Origin of the sequence: Streptomyces sp. NBC_01433, assembly GCF_026340105.1 — a bacterium.
Classification (GTDB): domain Bacteria; phylum Actinomycetota; class Actinomycetes; order Streptomycetales; family Streptomycetaceae; genus Streptomyces.
Genome location: NZ_JAPEPM010000004.1, coordinates 203,393 through 220,176 on the forward strand (window position 1 = coordinate 203,393; position 16,784 = coordinate 220,176).

The following is a 16,784-nucleotide window of genomic DNA, read 5'->3' on the forward strand; positions in this document are numbered from 1 at the left end:
CCTGGAAGGAGACACCTGTTGTCCACGTCCACGACCAAGGCGCTGCTGTACTGCGCCGTGAACGGCATCGCGAACAACACCAACGGCATCGGCCGCCAGACCAAGACCTTCCTGGCCACCCTCGCCCGCCACCACCACCGCCTGAGCGCACACGCCGGCGCCTTCACCCCATACCTCGCCGTCCCCGAGCCCGGCCCGGCCACCTGGGGCTACAACGAGGACGACCTCCGCTACGCCCGCCGTATCGTCGAGGGCCTCGGCGGCGAGGTGATCGCCCTGCCCTACGACACCCGCCGCCCCTTCTGGCATACGGACACCTGGCGGCACCTGTCCGACGGCGCCGCCCGCGCCGCCGGGCACCTGGCCGACCGGCACGAGAAGGTACTGGCCATCGGCGTCGACACCCCCTTCGCCGGTCTCGCCCACCACACCCAACCGGGGGTGGATGTGCTGCTGGCCCTGTTCTCCACCGCCCGCATCACCGAACGCCCCCACCCCGACCCCGGCCGCATCGCCTGGGAGGAAGAGGCCATCGCCTCCGCCGGCCTCCACCCCCGCGCCTGGGTCGCGGACATCGGCGACTTCCTCACCCGCCACCTCCAAGACCAGTACGGACTCGATCCGGGCACGCTCCGGGCCTGGCCGTCCGGGCTCGACCTCACCGCCGCCGACCTTGCCCCGCCGACCAGAACCGAAGCCGAACGCATCGTGCGCGGCCTCGGCATCCCCGCGGGCCGCCCGGTCGTCGCCGCGGTCGGCCGCACCGACCACACCAAGGGCCTCGACGTCCTCATCGAGGAACTCGCCCCTCTGCGCGAGAGCGTCCACCTGGCGATGGTCGCCGTCCCCACCGATGACGACCGCGCCGCCCTGCTCGACTTCTACCAGCAGCGCAGCGCCGAGCTCGGGCTCAGCGCCACCATCATCGGCCGCTACGACCGGAACATCCCCCGCGCGCTGGCCGCCTGGCCCGACACCTTCGCCATGGCCGTCCCCAGCCGCGGCGAGACCCTGGCCAACGTCGTCTTCGAAACCGCCCTGTGGGCCCAGCACGACGGCGCCGTCGTCTTGGCCCCGAACATCGACGGGTTCCCCGAACAGATCACCGACGGCCGCAACGGCCTGCTCTACGACCCCGCTCCCGGCGCACTGACCGCAGGATTTCGCCGCGCACTCGCCCTGACCAGCAGCGAACGCGCCCGGCTACGCGCCGCCGCCCACCGCAAGGTCCTCAACCAACGCAACGCCGCCGAGCACCTCGCGACGCTCCTGGCCACGTTCTGGCAGACCCGCGCCAGGCCCGTCGCTACACTCCATGGTCATCCGGCAACGGATGCCCGTACGCCACGGTCAAAGGCACCCACCAGCACGCACCATCCCCTGGAGGCCACGCCATGACCGCACCCCTGCTGCTCGTCGACGGCCACTACCTCCTGCACCGCGCTTGGTTCGGGTTCGCCGCCCGCATCACGAGCCGCGACAAGACCATCGACCGCACCGGTGTCTTCGGCTTCGCCGCGCTCCTGCGCAAAGCCCAGGTCCAGCACGCCGACGGCTTCGAGATCTTCGTGGTCTTCGACTCCGAGGACGGCTCCCAGGCCCGCGCCGGAGAGGACAGCGACTACAAGGCCCAGCGCCCCGCCCCGGAGCCCGGCCTGATTGAATCCCTCGCCCTGGTCAAGGGCGCCCTCGACCACAGCGGCGTCCGGTGGATCGAGCAGGACGGCTGCGAGGCGGACGATGTCATCGCCACCCTGGCCACCGCCGCCCGCGCCGACGGCCGTGCAGTCGACATCATGACCACCGACAAGGACTACATCCAGCTCCTGGCCGACCCCAGCGTGCGCCTGCTGAACACCGGTCTCGCCATGGAGCGCCGTTACACCGCCGGCGAGCACATCCTGCCCCGCTTCGGCGTCCTCGCCGAGCAGTGGCCCGATTTCCGCGCCCTGATGGGCGACCCGGCCGACAACATCCCCGGCATCCGCGGCATCGGCGCGAAGACCGCCGCCCGGCTCCTGACCGACGCACGCCGCCTCGAGAACATCCCCGCCGAGGAACTGCGCCCCACCTGGACCGAGCAGTGGCCGCATGCCCTGCGCTGGCGGGAAATGATCAAACTCGACACGAAGACGGACCTCCCCGACGACCTCCTCACCGCCGGGCCCGCCGCGCCGCTGCCCAAGGCCGCGCACGTCCTGGAAGCGCTCGGCCTGTGGTAACCGGAGCCAAGACCGCGATATGGGACTTCGACGGAACTCTCGGCCACCGCCGCTACGGAACCTGGGCAGAGTGCCTCCTGGAGGTCCTGGACGCCCAAGAACCCGGCCACCGCTGGGCCTTCCCCCAGATGTTCGAGGCTCTCGCCACCGGCTTCCCCTGGCACGCCGCACAGGAACCCCACCCGCACCTGAACGACCCCGACGCCTGGTGGGACCACATCACCAGCGTCGTCGCCCAGGCACTCACCCGCCTCGGGATCTCCCGTCCGCAGGCTGTGGCTGCCGGGATCCGCGCCGCATACACCGACCCCGCCGCGTGGAGCCTCTATCCGCAGACACTGCACGTCCTGGACCGGCTCACCGCACACGGCTGGACACACGTCCTCCTCTCCAACCACGTCCCCGAACTCCCCGAACTCCTGTCCACCCTCGGCATCGACACCCGGTTCCAGGCGGTGATCAATTCCGCGGCCAGCGGATACGAGAAACCTCACCCCCAGGCGTTCCAGCTCGCGCGGGCGGAGGCGGGCCCGGCACATCGGCTCGTCATGATCGGCGACAACCCCCGGGCCGATGCTGCCGGGGCCCGACGCGCGGGCATCGACGCCATCTGGGTGCGGCGTGATCAGCACACCGACACACCCGACCTCGATGCCGCCGCCCGCATCCTCCTGACCCCCGAGCCCGTTCCGAACGGGCGGCGTCCGGCTCTGCACGAGGTCCCCCCGTTGCAGCCAACTGCCCCCGAGGCGCTCCCTATCAGGTAACGTCGCCGACGTCCGCACCGCGGAAGCCCGGCAGCGCCCCGGCCCATGGCGCACCGGAGCCACCGTGCACGACACCATTCCGGCCCCCGCGCAGGCCGACTGCCTCACCGCCTTCGGAGCCCTTCGCGACGGCGCCGACCCGGACACCGAGACGACCGTCGAGCTCGGGGAGGGCTGCAACCGCTTCCCGCCCTCCCCGGACCTCGCCCGCTACCTCTCCGCCCTGCTCGACCACTTCATCCGCGACGGAACCCTCTCCGCGTACGCCGGCCGCAGCCGGGCGGGCGCCCGGGCGGCGATGGCCGAACTCCTTGGCAGCCACCTGAACATGAGGCTGGACCCGGCCGACATCTTCTTCACCCGCGGCGGCACGGAGGCCATCAGCCTGACCGTCGCGCATCTCGCCGAGACCGGTCACGGTCTAATCCTGCCGCTGCCGAACTACTACGCCTTCGACCAGTGCGCTGTGCGCTGGGGCGCCCCGGTGACCGGCTACTACCGGCACGACGGCACCCTTCATCCCACCGGCACGTCCCCGGTCGCGCGCACTTGTCTCGTCGAAGTCCTCCCCAACGGAGTCACCGGCGCCCGCCACACCCTGCCCGACCGGGCCGAACCGGACTTCACGCTCCTCGACGTCCCCTTCCAGATCGGGGCCGAAGGCCCGCAGCCCGACGGGATACTCCGCGACCGCGTCCACGGCATCGACCTGAGCAGGGCCGCCCTGATTCTCACCGCCTCCAAGGACCTCTCCCTGCCCGGGCTGCGCGCAGCCGTCGTCGTCACCAGGAACAAGGCGCTGCTGCAGCACCTGGTCCGCGACCGGTTCGAGCGGATGGCCATGAGCGGCGACCCCGTCGGCGAGGTCGTCATGCTCTTCTACGCCTCCCTCCTCACCGTGGTGGGGGCCCCCGTCGAGCAGACGGCCAAGCTCGTCCAGATCGCTCAGGACAGCGTCAGCCGAGCAGGTCTCGCGGCACTCCCCGAGGAGGAGACCTACCGCCGCGTCCGCGATCACCTGACCGTCATGGCCGAACGCTTCCGACACAACGCTCACGCACTCGACGGCCCCGGATCTCCCGTGCGGCGCATCCCGGGCATGGAGCCGGCCGCGGGCTACTCCGCATTCGCCGAACTCAGCACCCCCCAGGAGGGCTTCCTTCCCTGGGTGGCGCGCTGCGGGCGAGCGGGGCTGCGGCTCAACCCGACCGTCGTCCACGGCGGGACCTCCGCCGCCTGGGACGCGCTGTATCCCGGCGGCCAGCTCCTGCGGCTCAACCTCTCGGAGACCCCGGCCACCTTCCAGCAGGGCCTGGACATGATCCGCCACCACACACGCCGTCCCACTCCTGCCCCGGTTCTGCGGAAGGACCGCGCAAGCCCCTGATCGGGTGCCGCACGTCGCCAACCACTCGAACGTGTGGATTCAAAAGTGACCAGGCAGGCGGCCCTTGCCCGAGACGCGAGGACCGCATTCACGTTCGAGACATTCGCCCGTCCGGGGCCGTAACGGCCCCGGATCCGGCGCGTTCTTAGAGCACCAGTACCAACCGAACGACCAGATGGAGGACACCATGAACACTGGGCCCGCTCCCATTCATCGTCCCGGATTCGAACAGCTGCGGCCTTCGGCTGCTCCTCTCGCCCGCAATGCACAGCGGGTTGACGCCGTCGCCCACCGCTCAGCACGACCGGATACGAGGTGGACAGCATGAGCGAGCCCACCCATGCAGCGGCCAGCCGCCGCGGGACGCAGGCGCGCCGCCACGCCCCTTCATCGCTGTCGCCCGCCACCCACGACGGTGGCTGCCGGGCGGCATCTTCCAGGATTCTGCCCGTCGGCCGGCCTGTCCCGGCAGTGCGGACCGCGGTCTCCGGGAGCCGGTCATGACCGATCCGCTGCGCCCGGCCGCACCGGGCGCCCGATCCGTACCGCACGCCCGTACTGAGCCCCTGCCGCTCCCTCCGGCATCTGCCCCGCCCTCGCCCGAAGGCGCTGAGCTTGGCGACGAACTCAAGGATGCCTACTGGTCGACCTGGGACGGTGAGGCCTCCCGCACCAGCATGTGGAAGATCTTCGCCAGGCTCCCCGCGATCATCCGCCGTGTGCTGGGGATGGCGTGGCGCGCCGACGCACGGGCCACCTGGGCCGTGATCGTCCTGCAGCTGGGTTCGGCGGCGATGGCGGCGTTCGGGCTCCTGGCCTCGATCGGCGTCCTGCAGGCCCTCTTCGCCCAGGGCGCCACACCAGACCGGATCCGCGGCGCGTTCCCGTCCCTGGCCTTGGTGGCCGGGCTGCTGATGTTCCGGGCCGTGCTCGATGCCGGGGTCGCCTTGTATCAGGCTCGGCTGACACCGAAGATCCGCCGCATTGTCGAGATGGATTTCCTTCGCCTGGCGGCCCACGTGCGGCTTGAGGCCGTCGACGACGCGAACTGGGCGGATGACTCCAACCGCGCCAACGACCGGGGGCTCTACTACGCGCGCCAGTCCATCACCCAGATCATGGAACTCGCTTCCGCGCTCCTGGGACTCATCGGTGCCGCCTCTGTTTTGACCCTGCTCCACCCTCTTCTTCTGCCGCTGCTTCTCGCTTCGGTGATTCCGCAGGGGCTCGCCTCGGTGCGCTCCGCACGCATGCGGTTCCTCAGCCAGGTCCGCTACAGCACCCTCCAGCGGCGCGTGCGGCTGTTCACCTGGCTGCTGCTGGACCGGGACGCCGCCGCGGAGCTGCGCTCCTCGACCGCGCAGCCGGCGCTGCTGGGCGAGCACGAGCGCATCGCCCGGCGGATCGAGGAGGAGGACACCCGGCTGGGGCGGGCCGAGGCCCGCACGGCACTGTTCGGCCGAGCAGTCGGCGGTGTGGCCACCGGCCTGACCTACGCCGCGCTCGCCTGGATGACGATCGTGGGCTGGCTGCCGCTGGCCTCCGGCGGCGGCGCCGTTCTGGCAATCCGGGCCAGCCAGGGCACCCTGACCCGGATCGTCCTCGCGACGCACTACGTGTACGAGCACGCCCTGTGGGTGTCGGACCTGTACACCTTCCTGGAGAAGTGCCGCACGTTGCTGCCACGCCGCACCGGGCTCGCCGCACCCGGCCAGGTCAAGACGATCAGCATCGAGAACGTCGCCTACACCTACCCCGACGGGAAGAAGCCCGCGCTCAACGGCGTGTCCCTGGAACTGGCCGCAGGCTCCACCGTCGCGTTCGTGGGGGCGAACGGCTCGGGCAAGTCCACGATGTCCAAGCTGATCGCCGGGTTGTACGAGCCGACGGCCGGCAGCATCGCCTGGGACGGCACCGACGTGCTGACGATGGACGCCGAAAGCGTGCAGGCCCAGGTAGCCATGGTCCTCCAGGACCCGGTGGAGTGGCCGCTCTCGGCCCTCGCGAACATCACCATCTCCACCGGGACGATCACGCAGGCCGATCCGGAGCGGGCACACGAGGCCGCGACGGCGTCCGGCGCCGACCGGGTCATCGCCGGGCTGCGCCAGCAGTGGACGACCCCGCTCTCGAAGCGGTTCAAGGACGGCGAAGAGCTCTCCGGCGGGAACTGGGCGAAGTTCGCCGTGGCCCGCGGTCTCTACAAGGACGCCGCGGTCCTCCTGCTCGACGAGCCGACCGCCAGCATGGACCCGCGTGCCGAGCACGCCGCCTACACCGCTGTGCTGCGCGGCCGCCGTCGCGCGGACCGCATCACGATCCTGATCTCCCATCGGCTGGCCAGCGTGATCGAGTGCGATCGGATCTTCGTGTTCCAGGACGGCCAGATCATCGAAAGCGGTGATCACTCTTCGCTGATGGCTCAACGCGGTGAGTACTACCAGATGTTCACCCTCCAGGCCGCCGCCTACCAGGCCGAGGCTCCGAGCAGGAACGGGGACAGCGGATGAGCGCCGCCGACAGGCGGACCGCGCCCGCCCCACGCACTGAATGGCCGGAGCACTTCGAGGACCACCTGGCCGGGACCGGCTGCCCGATCTGCACCAACGACTTCACCGCCGAGGACATCGGGTGGGGCCTGCTGATCAACAAGGGCCCGTTCGCCAACGCCTATCTGTGGCGCAGCGGTCAGGTCCGCGGCTATGTGGTGGTGATCTTCACCGCGCGGCACGTCGCCGAGCCGACCGCGATGACCTCCGCTGAAGCCGCGGGTTTCTGGAACGAGGCGCTGGCCGCCGGTCGCGCGGTGGAGCAGTACTACCGCCCGCTGAAGCTCAACTACCAGCTCCTCGGTAACGCCGTGCCACATGCCCATTTCCACATCACTCCCCGGCGCTCCGCCGACCAGGATCCGGCGCCCGGCGGGCCGCTCCCCTTCGACGTCCTCGATCACGGCCGTCAGGACGAGGAGCAGTTGCAGTCCGACGCCCGGGGCCTGCGCGAGCTGCTGGGCCGCACTGGGTCCTCGGTGGTGCCGCGATGAGCGCGGAGGCCGCCGTGATGGTGGTGGCGGGAGTCCTGGCGCTGCACTACCGCATCATCCCGACCGACGTCTCCGAGGGGCCGTCAGGGACCGCCACCTGCAACTACGTGGCCCAGGACGCCGACGGTCGGCGATGGTTCGTGAAGGTCTATCCGGCGAGCGCTGATCTGGCGGCCGAGCAGCGTGCCCTCGAGCTGGCCGAGTTCACCGCGCGCAGCGGGGTCCCGGTGCCGGTGATGCGCCGCACCCTCGACGGTGATCTCATCGCGGCGGGCGGCGGGGTGTCGGTGTCCGTCGCCGCGTTCGTTGAAGGTGCCGAGACAGCGGAAGGCGGTCTGTCCGGCACGCGGTGGGCCGCCGTCGGCGAGACCGTGGGCCGGCTGCACCGCAAACTCGCCCGCCATCCGGACGGGCCGCCGCGCCGCGCCCCCGCCCGCGAGGTCTGCGACATCAAGCGGGGCCGACAGCGCTTGGAGCGACTGCTCGGCCGCTATGCGAAGCAGCCCCCGAGCTGCCCCTTCGAGGTATGGGCGAGGGACGCCGCTCGGGAGCGGCTGGAAGGGCTCCCTGCCGCGGCTTCCATGCTCAAGGCGCTCCCGCCGACCCTCGCCGTGCAGATCGTTCACGGCGACCTCTCCTCCCTGAACTTGATGCTGAAAGGCGAGAAGGTCGCCGCAGTGATCGACTTCCGGCCGCCGTCGCACCGCAGCCCGATGTGGGAGCTGGGCCGCATCGTGCTCGACCCGCGCACGGTTCTCGCCGCCCCCAACTGGCCCGCTGGCCTGGCCGCAGCCGTCGCTGCCTACCGGGAGGCCAACCCGGCCATGTCGACGGAAGACCTGCTGACGGTGCCACGGGTAGCGGCCGGCTATCTGGCCTGTTCGGCATATCCCCTGTCCGAGCCGCTCGACGACCCGTCCGCGGTCACCTCTCAGCTGGAGGCGTACGCGCGGGACCGGCATCAGGCGCAGCGTGTGCTGTGGGAGCACCTGACGGAAGCCGAGGAGGCGCTCCATGACCTCCTCCGCTGACCCCTCCTCCGGCGCCCGGCCGTCGCTGTGGCGGCACCGCGACTTCCGGCGCTACCTGACCGGGCAGGCAGCCAGCGTGACCGGCAGCTCGATCAGCAGCATGGTGATCCCCGTGCTGGCGGTGCTCGAACTCGACGCGACCACCGCCGAAGTCGCCTGGTTGACGTTCCTGGGCCAACTGCCGCCCGCACTGCTGGCCTTGCACGCCGGGGCCCTGGCCGACCGCCATTCCAAGCGCAGGCAGATGATCACCGGCGACCTGGTCAGCGCCGCCGCGCTGGCCAGCGTGCCGGTGGCGGCCGCGCTGGACCGGCTGTCCCTGACCCAGCTGATGGTGGTCGCGGCCGTGCAGGGCGCGGCGGGCGTGCTGCACGATGCCGCCGCGATCAGTCTCCTGCCCGGCCTGGTCGACCGGTCCCTGCTCCAGCGAAGCAACGCCCGCATCGGCAGCCTCTTCGCCGTCGCCGCCACCGCGGGCAGCAACCTCGGCGCCGCCCTGACCGCGCTCCTCGGCCCGGCCCGTGCCCTTCTCGGGGACGTCCTGTCCTACCTCGTCAGCGCCTGGTGCACCGCCCGCATCCAAGCCCCCGAAAGCCCCCGGCCGGCAGCGGAAGGCCGTCGGCTGCACACCGACATCGGTGAGGGTCTGCGCTACGTGAACGGCGACCACCGGCTGCGCACCCCTGACCCTCGTCAACGCCACGACCTCGGCCGCCCTGGCGCTCCTCAATACCTTGTGGGCGCTGTACCTGCTCCGGTCCCTCGCCCTGGGCCCAACCGCGTTCGGCGTGGTCCTGGGCATCGGAGCCCTGGGCGCGGCGGCGGGTGCTCTGGCCGCCCCGTCGCTCGCGGCGCGGTACGGGCCCGGGCCGATTCGGAGCCCTGGGCGCGGCGGCGGGTGCTCTGGCCGCCCCGTCGCTCGCGGCGCGGTACGGGCCCGGGCCGATGATGCTCACCGCGCTCGCGATCACCCCGCTCACCCAGATCCCTCTGCTCCTCGCCTCCCCGGGCCTCGGCTGGCAGTTCGCCATCGGTGCCGCCCTGTTCCTCCAGCTGGCCTGTGCCGGGGCCGCGGGCACGACCCAGCGCACCATTCGCCAGGTCGTCACCGCCGACGGCATGCAGGCCCGCATGCAGGCCGTGAGTACCTGGCTGACCTCCGGCGGGCGGCCGGTGGCCGCGCTCCTCGCCGGCGGGCTCGGCACCTGGATCGGCGTGCGCCCCACCCTGGTCGTCGGCACCTGCCTCCTCGTCGTCCCCCTCGTGGTTCTCTACCGCTCCCCGCTGCGCGGTCTGAAGGACATGCCCGGCTCACCCGCCGTGGCTTCTCCTTCGGTCGAGGCCGTCACACCTCCGACGCCGTCGGGGCCGATCGTCCCGAATCCCGCGGTCGCCGTGGATGCGCGGCGCGACCGCTCTACGGAAGGCGGCCGGTGAGCACGAACCCGGACACGGACCCTGGCCTGGAGCCGCCGTCGGGCGCGCCCCTCCTGCTCAGCACCTACTCCCTGCCCTTCAATATCCGAGGTGATCACGTGCCGCCCTCCCGCTCTGATATCCGCGCCACCGTAGAGGCCTATCTCAGCCGGCATGCCGAGGAACGGGACGCTCTGGAGGGGCTGCTGGCTGTCCTCGACGGCACCGGGGAGCCGTCGAGCCGCGCCACGCTGCCCGGTCACGTCACCTGCAGCGCGGTGGTCATCGACCGCGACCGCCGGGTGCTCCACATCGGACATCGAGTGACAGGGCTGACCCTCTGCCCAGGCGGCCACGCTGAGGCGGGTGACCGTACGCTCCTGGCCGCGGCCGTGCGCGAGGTATGCGAAGAGGCCGGGCTGCGCCCCAGCGACCTGTGCCTGACTCCGCAGCTCCTCGACGAGCCGATCGACGTGGACGTCCATGACATCGACGCCAACGCGGCCAAGGGCGAGCCCGCTCACCAGCACTTCGACTTCCGCTTCGCGTTCTACCTCACCGCCGAGCAACCGCCCGCGCTCGCTCTGCAGGACGAGGAAGTCGCCGGGGCCCAGTGGCTCCCGTACGCCGACGTCCGCTCCCCAACACTGCGGGCCAAGCTCCTCGCTGCCGAGCCGCACGGCCTGGATGGGCGCCCGGAGCCCGTCAGCGCCAACGCCCTGATCTACGACGGAGCCGGCCGGTATCTCCTTCATCTGCGCGATGACCGCGAAGGCATGTGGGAGCCCTGGGTCCTGGCCCTCGTGGGAGGCAAACGGTCGCGGGACGATGCCAGCCTTGAGGCGACACTGCGGCGCGAGCTCGCCGAGGAGGTCCCGGGTCTGCAGCCCACGGGCCTGATGCCGTTCGCCGTCCAGGAGGCGACGAGCGTCGACGGCCTGGCCGTGCCCATCGGCGTCTACGCCGGCCACTGGAGCGGCGATGCCGAGGCGGTGGATCTCCGCGAAGGTGTCCTGCTGACGTGGTGCACCGTGGACATGCTCGACCGGCTGCGCCTCAGCCCCGGGCTCGGGGAGCTGATCCGGCGCCACGCGGCCGAGCACCCCGCGGCGAAGGAACTTCCGGACGACACAGTCCCGTTGGCCGACGAGGCTCCGCCGGGAACCGAGCTGCACATCGTCGGCGTTCATCTCCATCTCCAGGACGACCAGGGCCGGATCCTCCTCGGCCTGCGCCACCCGGACTCCACGTATGCGCCGGACACCTGGCACTTCCTGGCCGGCCACTGCGAGCGGGAAACGGCGATCGACTGCCTGGTTCGGGAAGCAAAGGAGGAAGCGGGCCTCACCATCGCGCCCGAGGACGTCGAGCTCGTCCACACGGTGCACCACGTCGACTCACCCGACGCCCGGCCGAGGATCGCGCTCGTCTTCCAGGCCCGCTCCTGGACCGGCAACCCGGAGGTCCTGGAGCCCGACCGGTGCGTGGAGTGGCGGTGGTGGACGCCGCAGGACCTGCCGGAAGCGGTCGTGCCGTACACCCGCATGGCGATCGACGGAATCCGTCGGGGGCGCCCGTACTCCGAGCAGGGCTGGGGCGAGCGATGAGCACTCTGGACACCTGTCCCGCCGCCGGTGACCAGGCGCCGGAGCAGACTGCAGGCCCGGGCGGCGGAGTCACGCCGACGTGTGGGGAAGCGGATCCGAAGGCCGCGCGGGCGGCGATGGTCGCCCGACTCGAGGAGGAAGGGTCTCTGCGGCCGGGCCCGGTCCGCGACGCCCTCCTCACGCTGCCCCGCGAAGTGCTGATGCCACAGGCGTACGTACGGCGCAGCGCCCCGGGCGAGGAGCCGCCACGCTGGGATCTGCTGGACTGGTCGGGGCCGCAGGACCGCCCAGAGCTGCTCGGGCTGCTGTACGGCGGGGCCAGTGTGCTCGTCCAGCACGACGGGGAGCCGCTGCTGGGCCGGGCGCGCGGGACGCGGTCGAGGGCGTCGATCACGTCGATGTCGACGGTGATGGGTTTGACCGTCGAGCTGCTGGAGGAGCTGGATCTGCGCCCGGGACTGCGGTTGCTGGACGTCGGGACGGGCGCGGGGGTGACCGCCGCGGTGGCCTGCCAGGTCTGCGGCGACCAGGGGGTTGTCACCCTCGACCGGGACCGGAACCTCACCGACGCAGCCGCCGCCCGGCTGGCCGATCTCGGCTTCCGGCCGCAGGCGGTGTGCGGTTCGGGCGAACAGGGCGTGCCGGCCCGAGAGTTCGACCGGATCCTCGTGTCGTACACGGTGGGGCAGGTGCCGGCGGCCTTGGTCGAGCAGCTCGCGTCCGGGGGCAAGCTGCTGACACACGTCAGCAGCGCGTCCCCGTCGTGGCCCGGCCTCGCTGTCGTCGGGCGCACCGCCGACGGGCGGATCACGGCGGAGCTGCGGGCCGTGGAGTTCGCGCATCGTGCCGGGCACGGCATGGCGCGGATCTGGCTCAGCGACGAGTTCCGGAAGAGCATGGTCACCGAGCCGGGCACGTGGACTCAGCGGAGCATGCTGGCGCCGCCCGCGGACAGTGACCGCGGTTTCTGGCTGGCGGCCGACCATCTCCTCGGCGGTGGTCTTGTGCGGGACTTCGGGTCTGAGCGCCTCGCGATCGGCGCACCCGGCTGCGGATCCTGGATGCGCGCGGAGCCGGTGGGCCACCGGCGCTGGAGCGTCACCGTCAACGGACCGCGGGATATCTGGAAAGAGATCCAGGACCTCGCCGATCGGTGGCGGGCCGCACGTTCCCCAGACCGTTACCGCCTCTTCTTCGACCCGGACGGTCGGCAGCGCGCCGCCTCCGAGTGCGGACGCCTGTCCTGGCACCTGCCCGCCCCCCACCCGCTCGATGAGGGAGCCATCTCGTGACCTACCCCGAGGGGCCCTTTCCGGGCCTCCCACCGGAGCAGGAGAAGATGTTCGAGGCCGCGGCGTTGACCTACGCCCGCCACCGCCCAGGCCTGCCGGACGCGGCGGTGCGCCTGCTCGCCGACACGCTGCGGGGCCGGCCGTCCCCGGTGCTGCTCGACCTGGGCACCGGAACCGGGCAGGTGCCCTTCGCGCTCCTGTCCGCCGGCGCTGCCCTGACGCACATCGAAGCGGTCGACGTCAGCCCGCAGATGCTGCATCAGGCCAGGCAAACCCTCACCCCCGTGCTCGGCCACTGCACCCTCACCCTGGTCCACGCGGCGGCCGACGCCTACGAGCCGCTCGCGACGCTGCCCGGCGAACCGGACTCCGGCCCGGACCTGATCACCTGCTGCCGGTCCTACCACTGGATGAACGGTACGACGGTCCTGGAGATGGCCGATCGGGTCGCCACACCGGGTGCCGCAGTGGCGATCATGGGCGACGGGAGCCTGTGGACCCACGACGCCGACTGGACCCGTGCGCTGCGCGAGTTGATCCAGCTCTACCTGGGCTCCGAGCGCCGGGCCGGCGCCCGCCGTCCCTACGCCGAGCCCCGCCGCTCGTACGAGGAGGACCTCGCCGCCTCACCGTTCAGCGACTTCACCGAGCACCTTTTCCCCGTCACCCGTACCTGGACGCCGGAGGAGGTACTCGGCTACCTGCGCACCACATCCTTCGCCGGGCTGGAACTTTTCGCCGAGCGACACCGGGCGTTCGAGGACGAGGCCCTCGCACTGCTCCACGCGCAATCGGCGGACGGGTCTCTGGTCGAGGAGGCCACGTTCAGGGTGCTGCTCGCCCGGCGTCCCGAGGGTGCGCGATGAGCGGGGAGAGGCACACCGAGGAGGTGGACGTCCACCTGATCCTGCGCCGGGACACCAGCCAGGGGCCGGAGGTCCTGCTCTCGCGGCGAGCCGGGCAGGTGTACGCGGCGGGGCTGTGGCATCTACCGTCCGGTCGCCTCGACGGCCCGCACGAGGACGTCGTCACTGCCCTGGTTCGGGAGGCCCGGGAGGAGACCAGCGTCATCATCGACCCTGCCGACGTGCACGCTGCGGTGGTCGTGCATCACCGCAGTCCAGGCGGATTCTCCCGCACCGGTGTGTTCTTCGACGTCCGGCGGTGGCAGGGGGACGCCCGTATCGCGGAGCCGCATCTGTGCGACGCGATGGAGTGGACCCGCTTGGACGATCTGCCGGCCGCAATGGTGGCCTACTGCCGGGCCGGCCTGGACGCCTACCAGGCCGGGGCGCGGCTGGCGATCCACTTCCAGATGCCCGGCGACCGCATCGCCTACGATCCCGACGCTGATCGCCTGCGCCTCGTGCCGGACGTGGGCGTCCCGGAATCCGCCGACCGCCCCGAAGCGGCCGTCGTGGAGTTCGCGGAGCAGGCGGTCGGACGGATCACCGAGTGGACGGACACGTCGTGGGCACGCGAGGCCAGCCGTGTTTGGCGGGTCCGAGGTGCCCAGGGCGGCACCTGGTACGTGAAGATCCACCAGAACGATACGTTCCACAGCAGGGAAGTGCGCGGGTTGCGCACGTGGGCGGCCACGCTGGGCGCGGCCGCGCCCCGGCTGGTGGCCTGCGACGAGAAGCTCCGGGCGGTGGTGCTCACTGCGGTGCCGGGCCGCCCGCTGCACGGCGCGGTCCTGTCCCCACGGGAGGAGCGCGTGGCCTTCCGCCGGATCGGTGCGCTGGCCCGCCGTATCCACCAGGCATCTCCTCCGCGGCCCGCCCCCTCCGGCGCCGGTGCGGCAGTCGCCAAGGCCGACCGGCACCTGGCCGCGGCGCAGCCGCATCTGGCGGCGGGTGACGCGGAGTTCGTCCGCGGACTCGTCCGGCAAGCAGAGGTGCTGCCACCGCTGGAGTGGGTGCAGACCCATGGAGATTTCCAGCTGCGCAACATTCTCCTAACCGACAAAGCGGACCTCTCTGACGCTGTGGACGGGGCGGAGGGCTGCGTGGCGGTGATCGACCTCGAGCGCAGCGAGCCCGGGCCCGCGGTGCGGGATCTGGTCCGGTTGTCCGACGCCTGGTCAGGGCGCCCCGACCTGTACGAGGCGTTCCTGACCGGCTACGGCCGGGCCCTGACCGGCGCCGAGGTAGCGCGCTTGGTCATCGACATGGCTCTCGATTCGGTTTCCGGGATCGCATACGGCAGCGCCCACGGTGACCCGGAGCTCGTCGAGCGGGGCCGGCGCACTCTGGCCCGGCTGCGCGCCGAGTACCGGACACCCAACTCGCCGACAGGAGAAACCCCGTGAACCGTGATGCTTTACCGACCGCCACAGCGAAGCCGCCGACTGCCACCGCCCGCCCGGCCACGCCGGACGATGCCGAATCCATCATCCGGATGCGCTCCGCGTACGTCCTCTCCACGCCCCTGAGCGAGGAGTGGATCCGGCGGTGCACCGACGAGCTGGCGCCGCGGCTAACCGAGGCGGGGGACGCACGCGCCTTCGTCGTCACCGCCCCGGACGGCTCGATGGCCGCCTGCGCCCTCGGCCTGATCCACCCCGTCCTCCCGGCACCGGCCTACCCCCGAGGGCTCGCAGCCCGCGTGCACGTCGTCGCCACCCGCCCGGAGGAACGGCGCCGCGGCTACGCCCGGGCCGTGGTGTCGATGCTGCTCGACCACCTTTCCCAGGTGGAGCACGTCACGCTGTTCGAGCTCCATACCAGCATCGAGGCAGCCCCGCTCTACCGCGAGCTCGGGTTCGCGGGCAGTCCCGCCCTGATGCGCATGACCCGTCTCGACGAACCTGCGACAGCGCGAACATCGCCACCGAGTGGCCCCGACTGGATGCCGCCCGAGCAGTACGCCGCCACGCTGCCCAAGAGCACCGCGTTCGCCTGCATGTATTTCACCGACGAGGACAACCGGCCGCTTCAGCTGCATTCCGTCTACTCCCCCTCCCACCCGTGGCAGTTGGTGGGCGGCACGATGGAGTTGGGTGAGCGTCCCTGGGAGACGGCCGTACGCGAATGCCGGGAGGAGACCGGCCTGACCGTGTCCGGCCCGCCACGGCTCCTGGCCACGGTGTTCGGGCTGCCTGGCGCCCAGTGGCCCTACAGCACCCTCGGGATGGTCTTCGACGGCGGCCGGCTCACCACCGCGCAGATCCGCGACATCGCCCTGAACCCCCAGGAGCACGACGAGGTCCGCATCCTGCCCCTGGCCGAATGGAAAGCGCCGATGCCGGCCCGCGACTTCGCACGCCTGACCACGCTGGAAAAGGCCCGCCGTACCGGTGAGGCCGCGTACTTCGGCACCTGGGACTGGGGGGATGAATGAACAGCAGCATCGTGCTCATGTCCGACGCAAGAGTGACCGCCATCCCCCTTCAGGAATGCGGCGAAACTCTCGTCGACGTCCGCGCGCACAGCCTCAAGGTCGATGACCGCAAATTCGATACGGCCGGGTCTTACGCCCACGTCCGGCAAGGGGTCCTCGACCGGCTGCTGCACGCGCAATCCGTTCTCCCTGACGGCTTGCAGTTGCTGTTCGTCGAGGGCTTTAGGCCGCCCAGCCTGCAGAAGCGGTATTTCGAGGAGTACGCCGAAGAGCTGACCCGGGCCCACCCGGACTGGCAGGCCGCCGAGATCCGCGCAGCCACCAGCCGCTTCGTTTCGCCTCCGGAGATCGCGCCCCATTCCGCCGGCGCGGCCGTCGACGTGACGCTGACCGAAGGCCAGGGCCGCGAGCTGGACATGGGCACGCGCGTGAATGCCTCCCCGGAGGAGTCCAGCGGCGCCTGCTACACCGATGCCCCCAACATCAGCGACCAGGCCCGGAGCAACCGGGCCATTCTCAGCGGAGCAATGGAGGCGGCGGGTTTCTGTAATTACAAAACAGAATTCTGGCATTTCTCATACGGGGACAGATATTGGGCACTGCAAGGCGGTTTTCCTGCCGCCCTGTACGGGCCCGCCGAGTTGCCGTAACCAGACCAGCACACCAAACAGTTTCCC

General features: G+C 71.2%; 15 protein-coding genes. All 15 read left to right on the forward strand.

Annotation, left to right across the window (positions count from 1 at the left end; all coding sequences use genetic code 11):
- The first annotated feature begins 18 nt into the window (after positions 1–18).
- The 15 genes from OG413_RS40620 (at position 19) to OG413_RS40690 (ending at position 16,757) form a co-directional block, all read left to right on the forward strand.
- On the forward strand, positions 19–1,398 hold the full coding sequence (locus OG413_RS40620) for a glycosyltransferase family 4 protein (protein ID WP_266814676.1): 1,380 nt from the start codon (positions 19–21) through the stop codon (positions 1,396–1,398).
- Positions 1,395–2,222, forward strand: a complete 828-nt coding sequence (locus OG413_RS40625; protein WP_266814678.1) for a 5'-3' exonuclease H3TH domain-containing protein — start codon at positions 1,395–1,397, stop codon at positions 2,220–2,222. The genes OG413_RS40620 and OG413_RS40625 overlap by 4 nt, the downstream gene beginning before the upstream one ends.
- Positions 2,216–2,989: an HAD family hydrolase gene (locus tag OG413_RS40630; RefSeq protein WP_266814680.1), complete on the forward strand. Its 774-nt coding sequence runs from the start codon at positions 2,216–2,218 to the stop codon at positions 2,987–2,989. Before OG413_RS40625 ends, OG413_RS40630 begins: the two co-directional genes overlap by 7 nt.
- Before the next feature lie 64 nt (positions 2,990–3,053).
- Positions 3,054–4,376: an aminotransferase class I/II-fold pyridoxal phosphate-dependent enzyme gene (locus OG413_RS40635; protein WP_266814682.1), complete on the forward strand. Its 1,323-nt coding sequence runs from the start codon at positions 3,054–3,056 to the stop codon at positions 4,374–4,376.
- A 500-nt stretch (positions 4,377–4,876) separates the two neighbouring features.
- The gene (locus OG413_RS40640; protein ID WP_266814684.1) at positions 4,877–6,886 is read left to right on the forward strand and encodes an ABC transporter ATP-binding protein; all 2,010 of its coding nucleotides are present in this window, start codon (positions 4,877–4,879) and stop codon (positions 6,884–6,886) included.
- On the forward strand, positions 6,883–7,419 hold the full coding sequence (locus OG413_RS40645) for an HIT family protein (protein ID WP_266814686.1): 537 nt from the start codon (positions 6,883–6,885) through the stop codon (positions 7,417–7,419). The genes OG413_RS40640 and OG413_RS40645 overlap by 4 nt, the downstream gene beginning before the upstream one ends.
- Entirely contained in the window at positions 7,416–8,450 is a 1,035-nt protein-coding gene (locus OG413_RS40650) for a phosphotransferase enzyme family protein (RefSeq protein ID WP_266814688.1), read from the forward strand. The genes OG413_RS40645 and OG413_RS40650 overlap by 4 nt, the downstream gene beginning before the upstream one ends.
- A complete protein-coding gene (locus tag OG413_RS40655) occupies positions 8,434–9,399 on the forward strand; it encodes an MFS transporter (protein ID WP_266814690.1) in 966 nt (321 codons plus the stop codon). Before OG413_RS40650 ends, OG413_RS40655 begins: the two co-directional genes overlap by 17 nt.
- Entirely contained in the window at positions 9,396–9,887 is a 492-nt protein-coding gene (locus OG413_RS40660; protein WP_266814692.1) for a hypothetical protein, read from the forward strand. Before OG413_RS40655 ends, OG413_RS40660 begins: the two co-directional genes overlap by 4 nt.
- Positions 9,884–11,473, forward strand: coding sequence for an NUDIX domain-containing protein (locus tag OG413_RS40665; RefSeq protein ID WP_323138026.1), 1,590 nt, complete (start codon positions 9,884–9,886; stop codon positions 11,471–11,473). Before OG413_RS40660 ends, OG413_RS40665 begins: the two co-directional genes overlap by 4 nt.
- Entirely contained in the window at positions 11,470–12,765 is a 1,296-nt protein-coding gene (locus OG413_RS40670; protein WP_266814694.1) for a methyltransferase, read from the forward strand. Before OG413_RS40665 ends, OG413_RS40670 begins: the two co-directional genes overlap by 4 nt.
- Entirely contained in the window at positions 12,762–13,631 is an 870-nt protein-coding gene (locus OG413_RS40675) for a class I SAM-dependent methyltransferase (RefSeq protein ID WP_266814696.1), read from the forward strand. Before OG413_RS40670 ends, OG413_RS40675 begins: the two co-directional genes overlap by 4 nt.
- Positions 13,628–15,076, forward strand: a complete 1,449-nt coding sequence (locus OG413_RS40680) for a phosphotransferase (RefSeq protein WP_266814697.1) — start codon at positions 13,628–13,630, stop codon at positions 15,074–15,076. The genes OG413_RS40675 and OG413_RS40680 overlap by 4 nt, the downstream gene beginning before the upstream one ends.
- A complete protein-coding gene (locus OG413_RS40685; RefSeq protein WP_266814699.1) occupies positions 15,073–16,107 on the forward strand; it encodes a GNAT family N-acetyltransferase in 1,035 nt (344 codons plus the stop codon). The genes OG413_RS40680 and OG413_RS40685 overlap by 4 nt, the downstream gene beginning before the upstream one ends.
- The gene (locus tag OG413_RS40690) at positions 16,104–16,757 is read left to right on the forward strand and encodes a M15 family metallopeptidase (protein ID WP_266814701.1); all 654 of its coding nucleotides are present in this window, start codon (positions 16,104–16,106) and stop codon (positions 16,755–16,757) included. Before OG413_RS40685 ends, OG413_RS40690 begins: the two co-directional genes overlap by 4 nt.
- Positions 16,758–16,784 lie beyond the last annotated feature (27 nt).

What these genes read in the sequence shown, in the direction of transcription:
- OG413_RS40625 (WP_266814678.1), top strand. Translation starts at nt 1,395, where the DNA reads ATGACCGCACCCCTGCTGCTCGTCGACGGCCACTACCTCCTGCACCGC.
- OG413_RS40640 (WP_266814684.1), top strand. Translation starts at nt 4,877, where the DNA reads ATGACCGATCCGCTGCGCCCGGCCGCACCGGGCGCCCGATCCGTACCG.
- OG413_RS40645 (WP_266814686.1), top strand. Translation starts at nt 6,883, where the DNA reads ATGAGCGCCGCCGACAGGCGGACCGCGCCCGCCCCACGCACTGAATGG.
- OG413_RS40650 (WP_266814688.1), top strand. Translation starts at nt 7,416, where the DNA reads ATGAGCGCGGAGGCCGCCGTGATGGTGGTGGCGGGAGTCCTGGCGCTG.
- OG413_RS40655 (WP_266814690.1), top strand. Translation starts at nt 8,434, where the DNA reads ATGACCTCCTCCGCTGACCCCTCCTCCGGCGCCCGGCCGTCGCTGTGG.
- OG413_RS40660 (WP_266814692.1), top strand. Translation starts at nt 9,396, where the DNA reads ATGATGCTCACCGCGCTCGCGATCACCCCGCTCACCCAGATCCCTCTG.
- OG413_RS40670 (WP_266814694.1), top strand. Translation starts at nt 11,470, where the DNA reads ATGAGCACTCTGGACACCTGTCCCGCCGCCGGTGACCAGGCGCCGGAG.
- OG413_RS40680 (WP_266814697.1), top strand. Translation starts at nt 13,628, where the DNA reads ATGAGCGGGGAGAGGCACACCGAGGAGGTGGACGTCCACCTGATCCTG.
- OG413_RS40690 (WP_266814701.1), top strand. Translation starts at nt 16,104, where the DNA reads ATGAACAGCAGCATCGTGCTCATGTCCGACGCAAGAGTGACCGCCATC.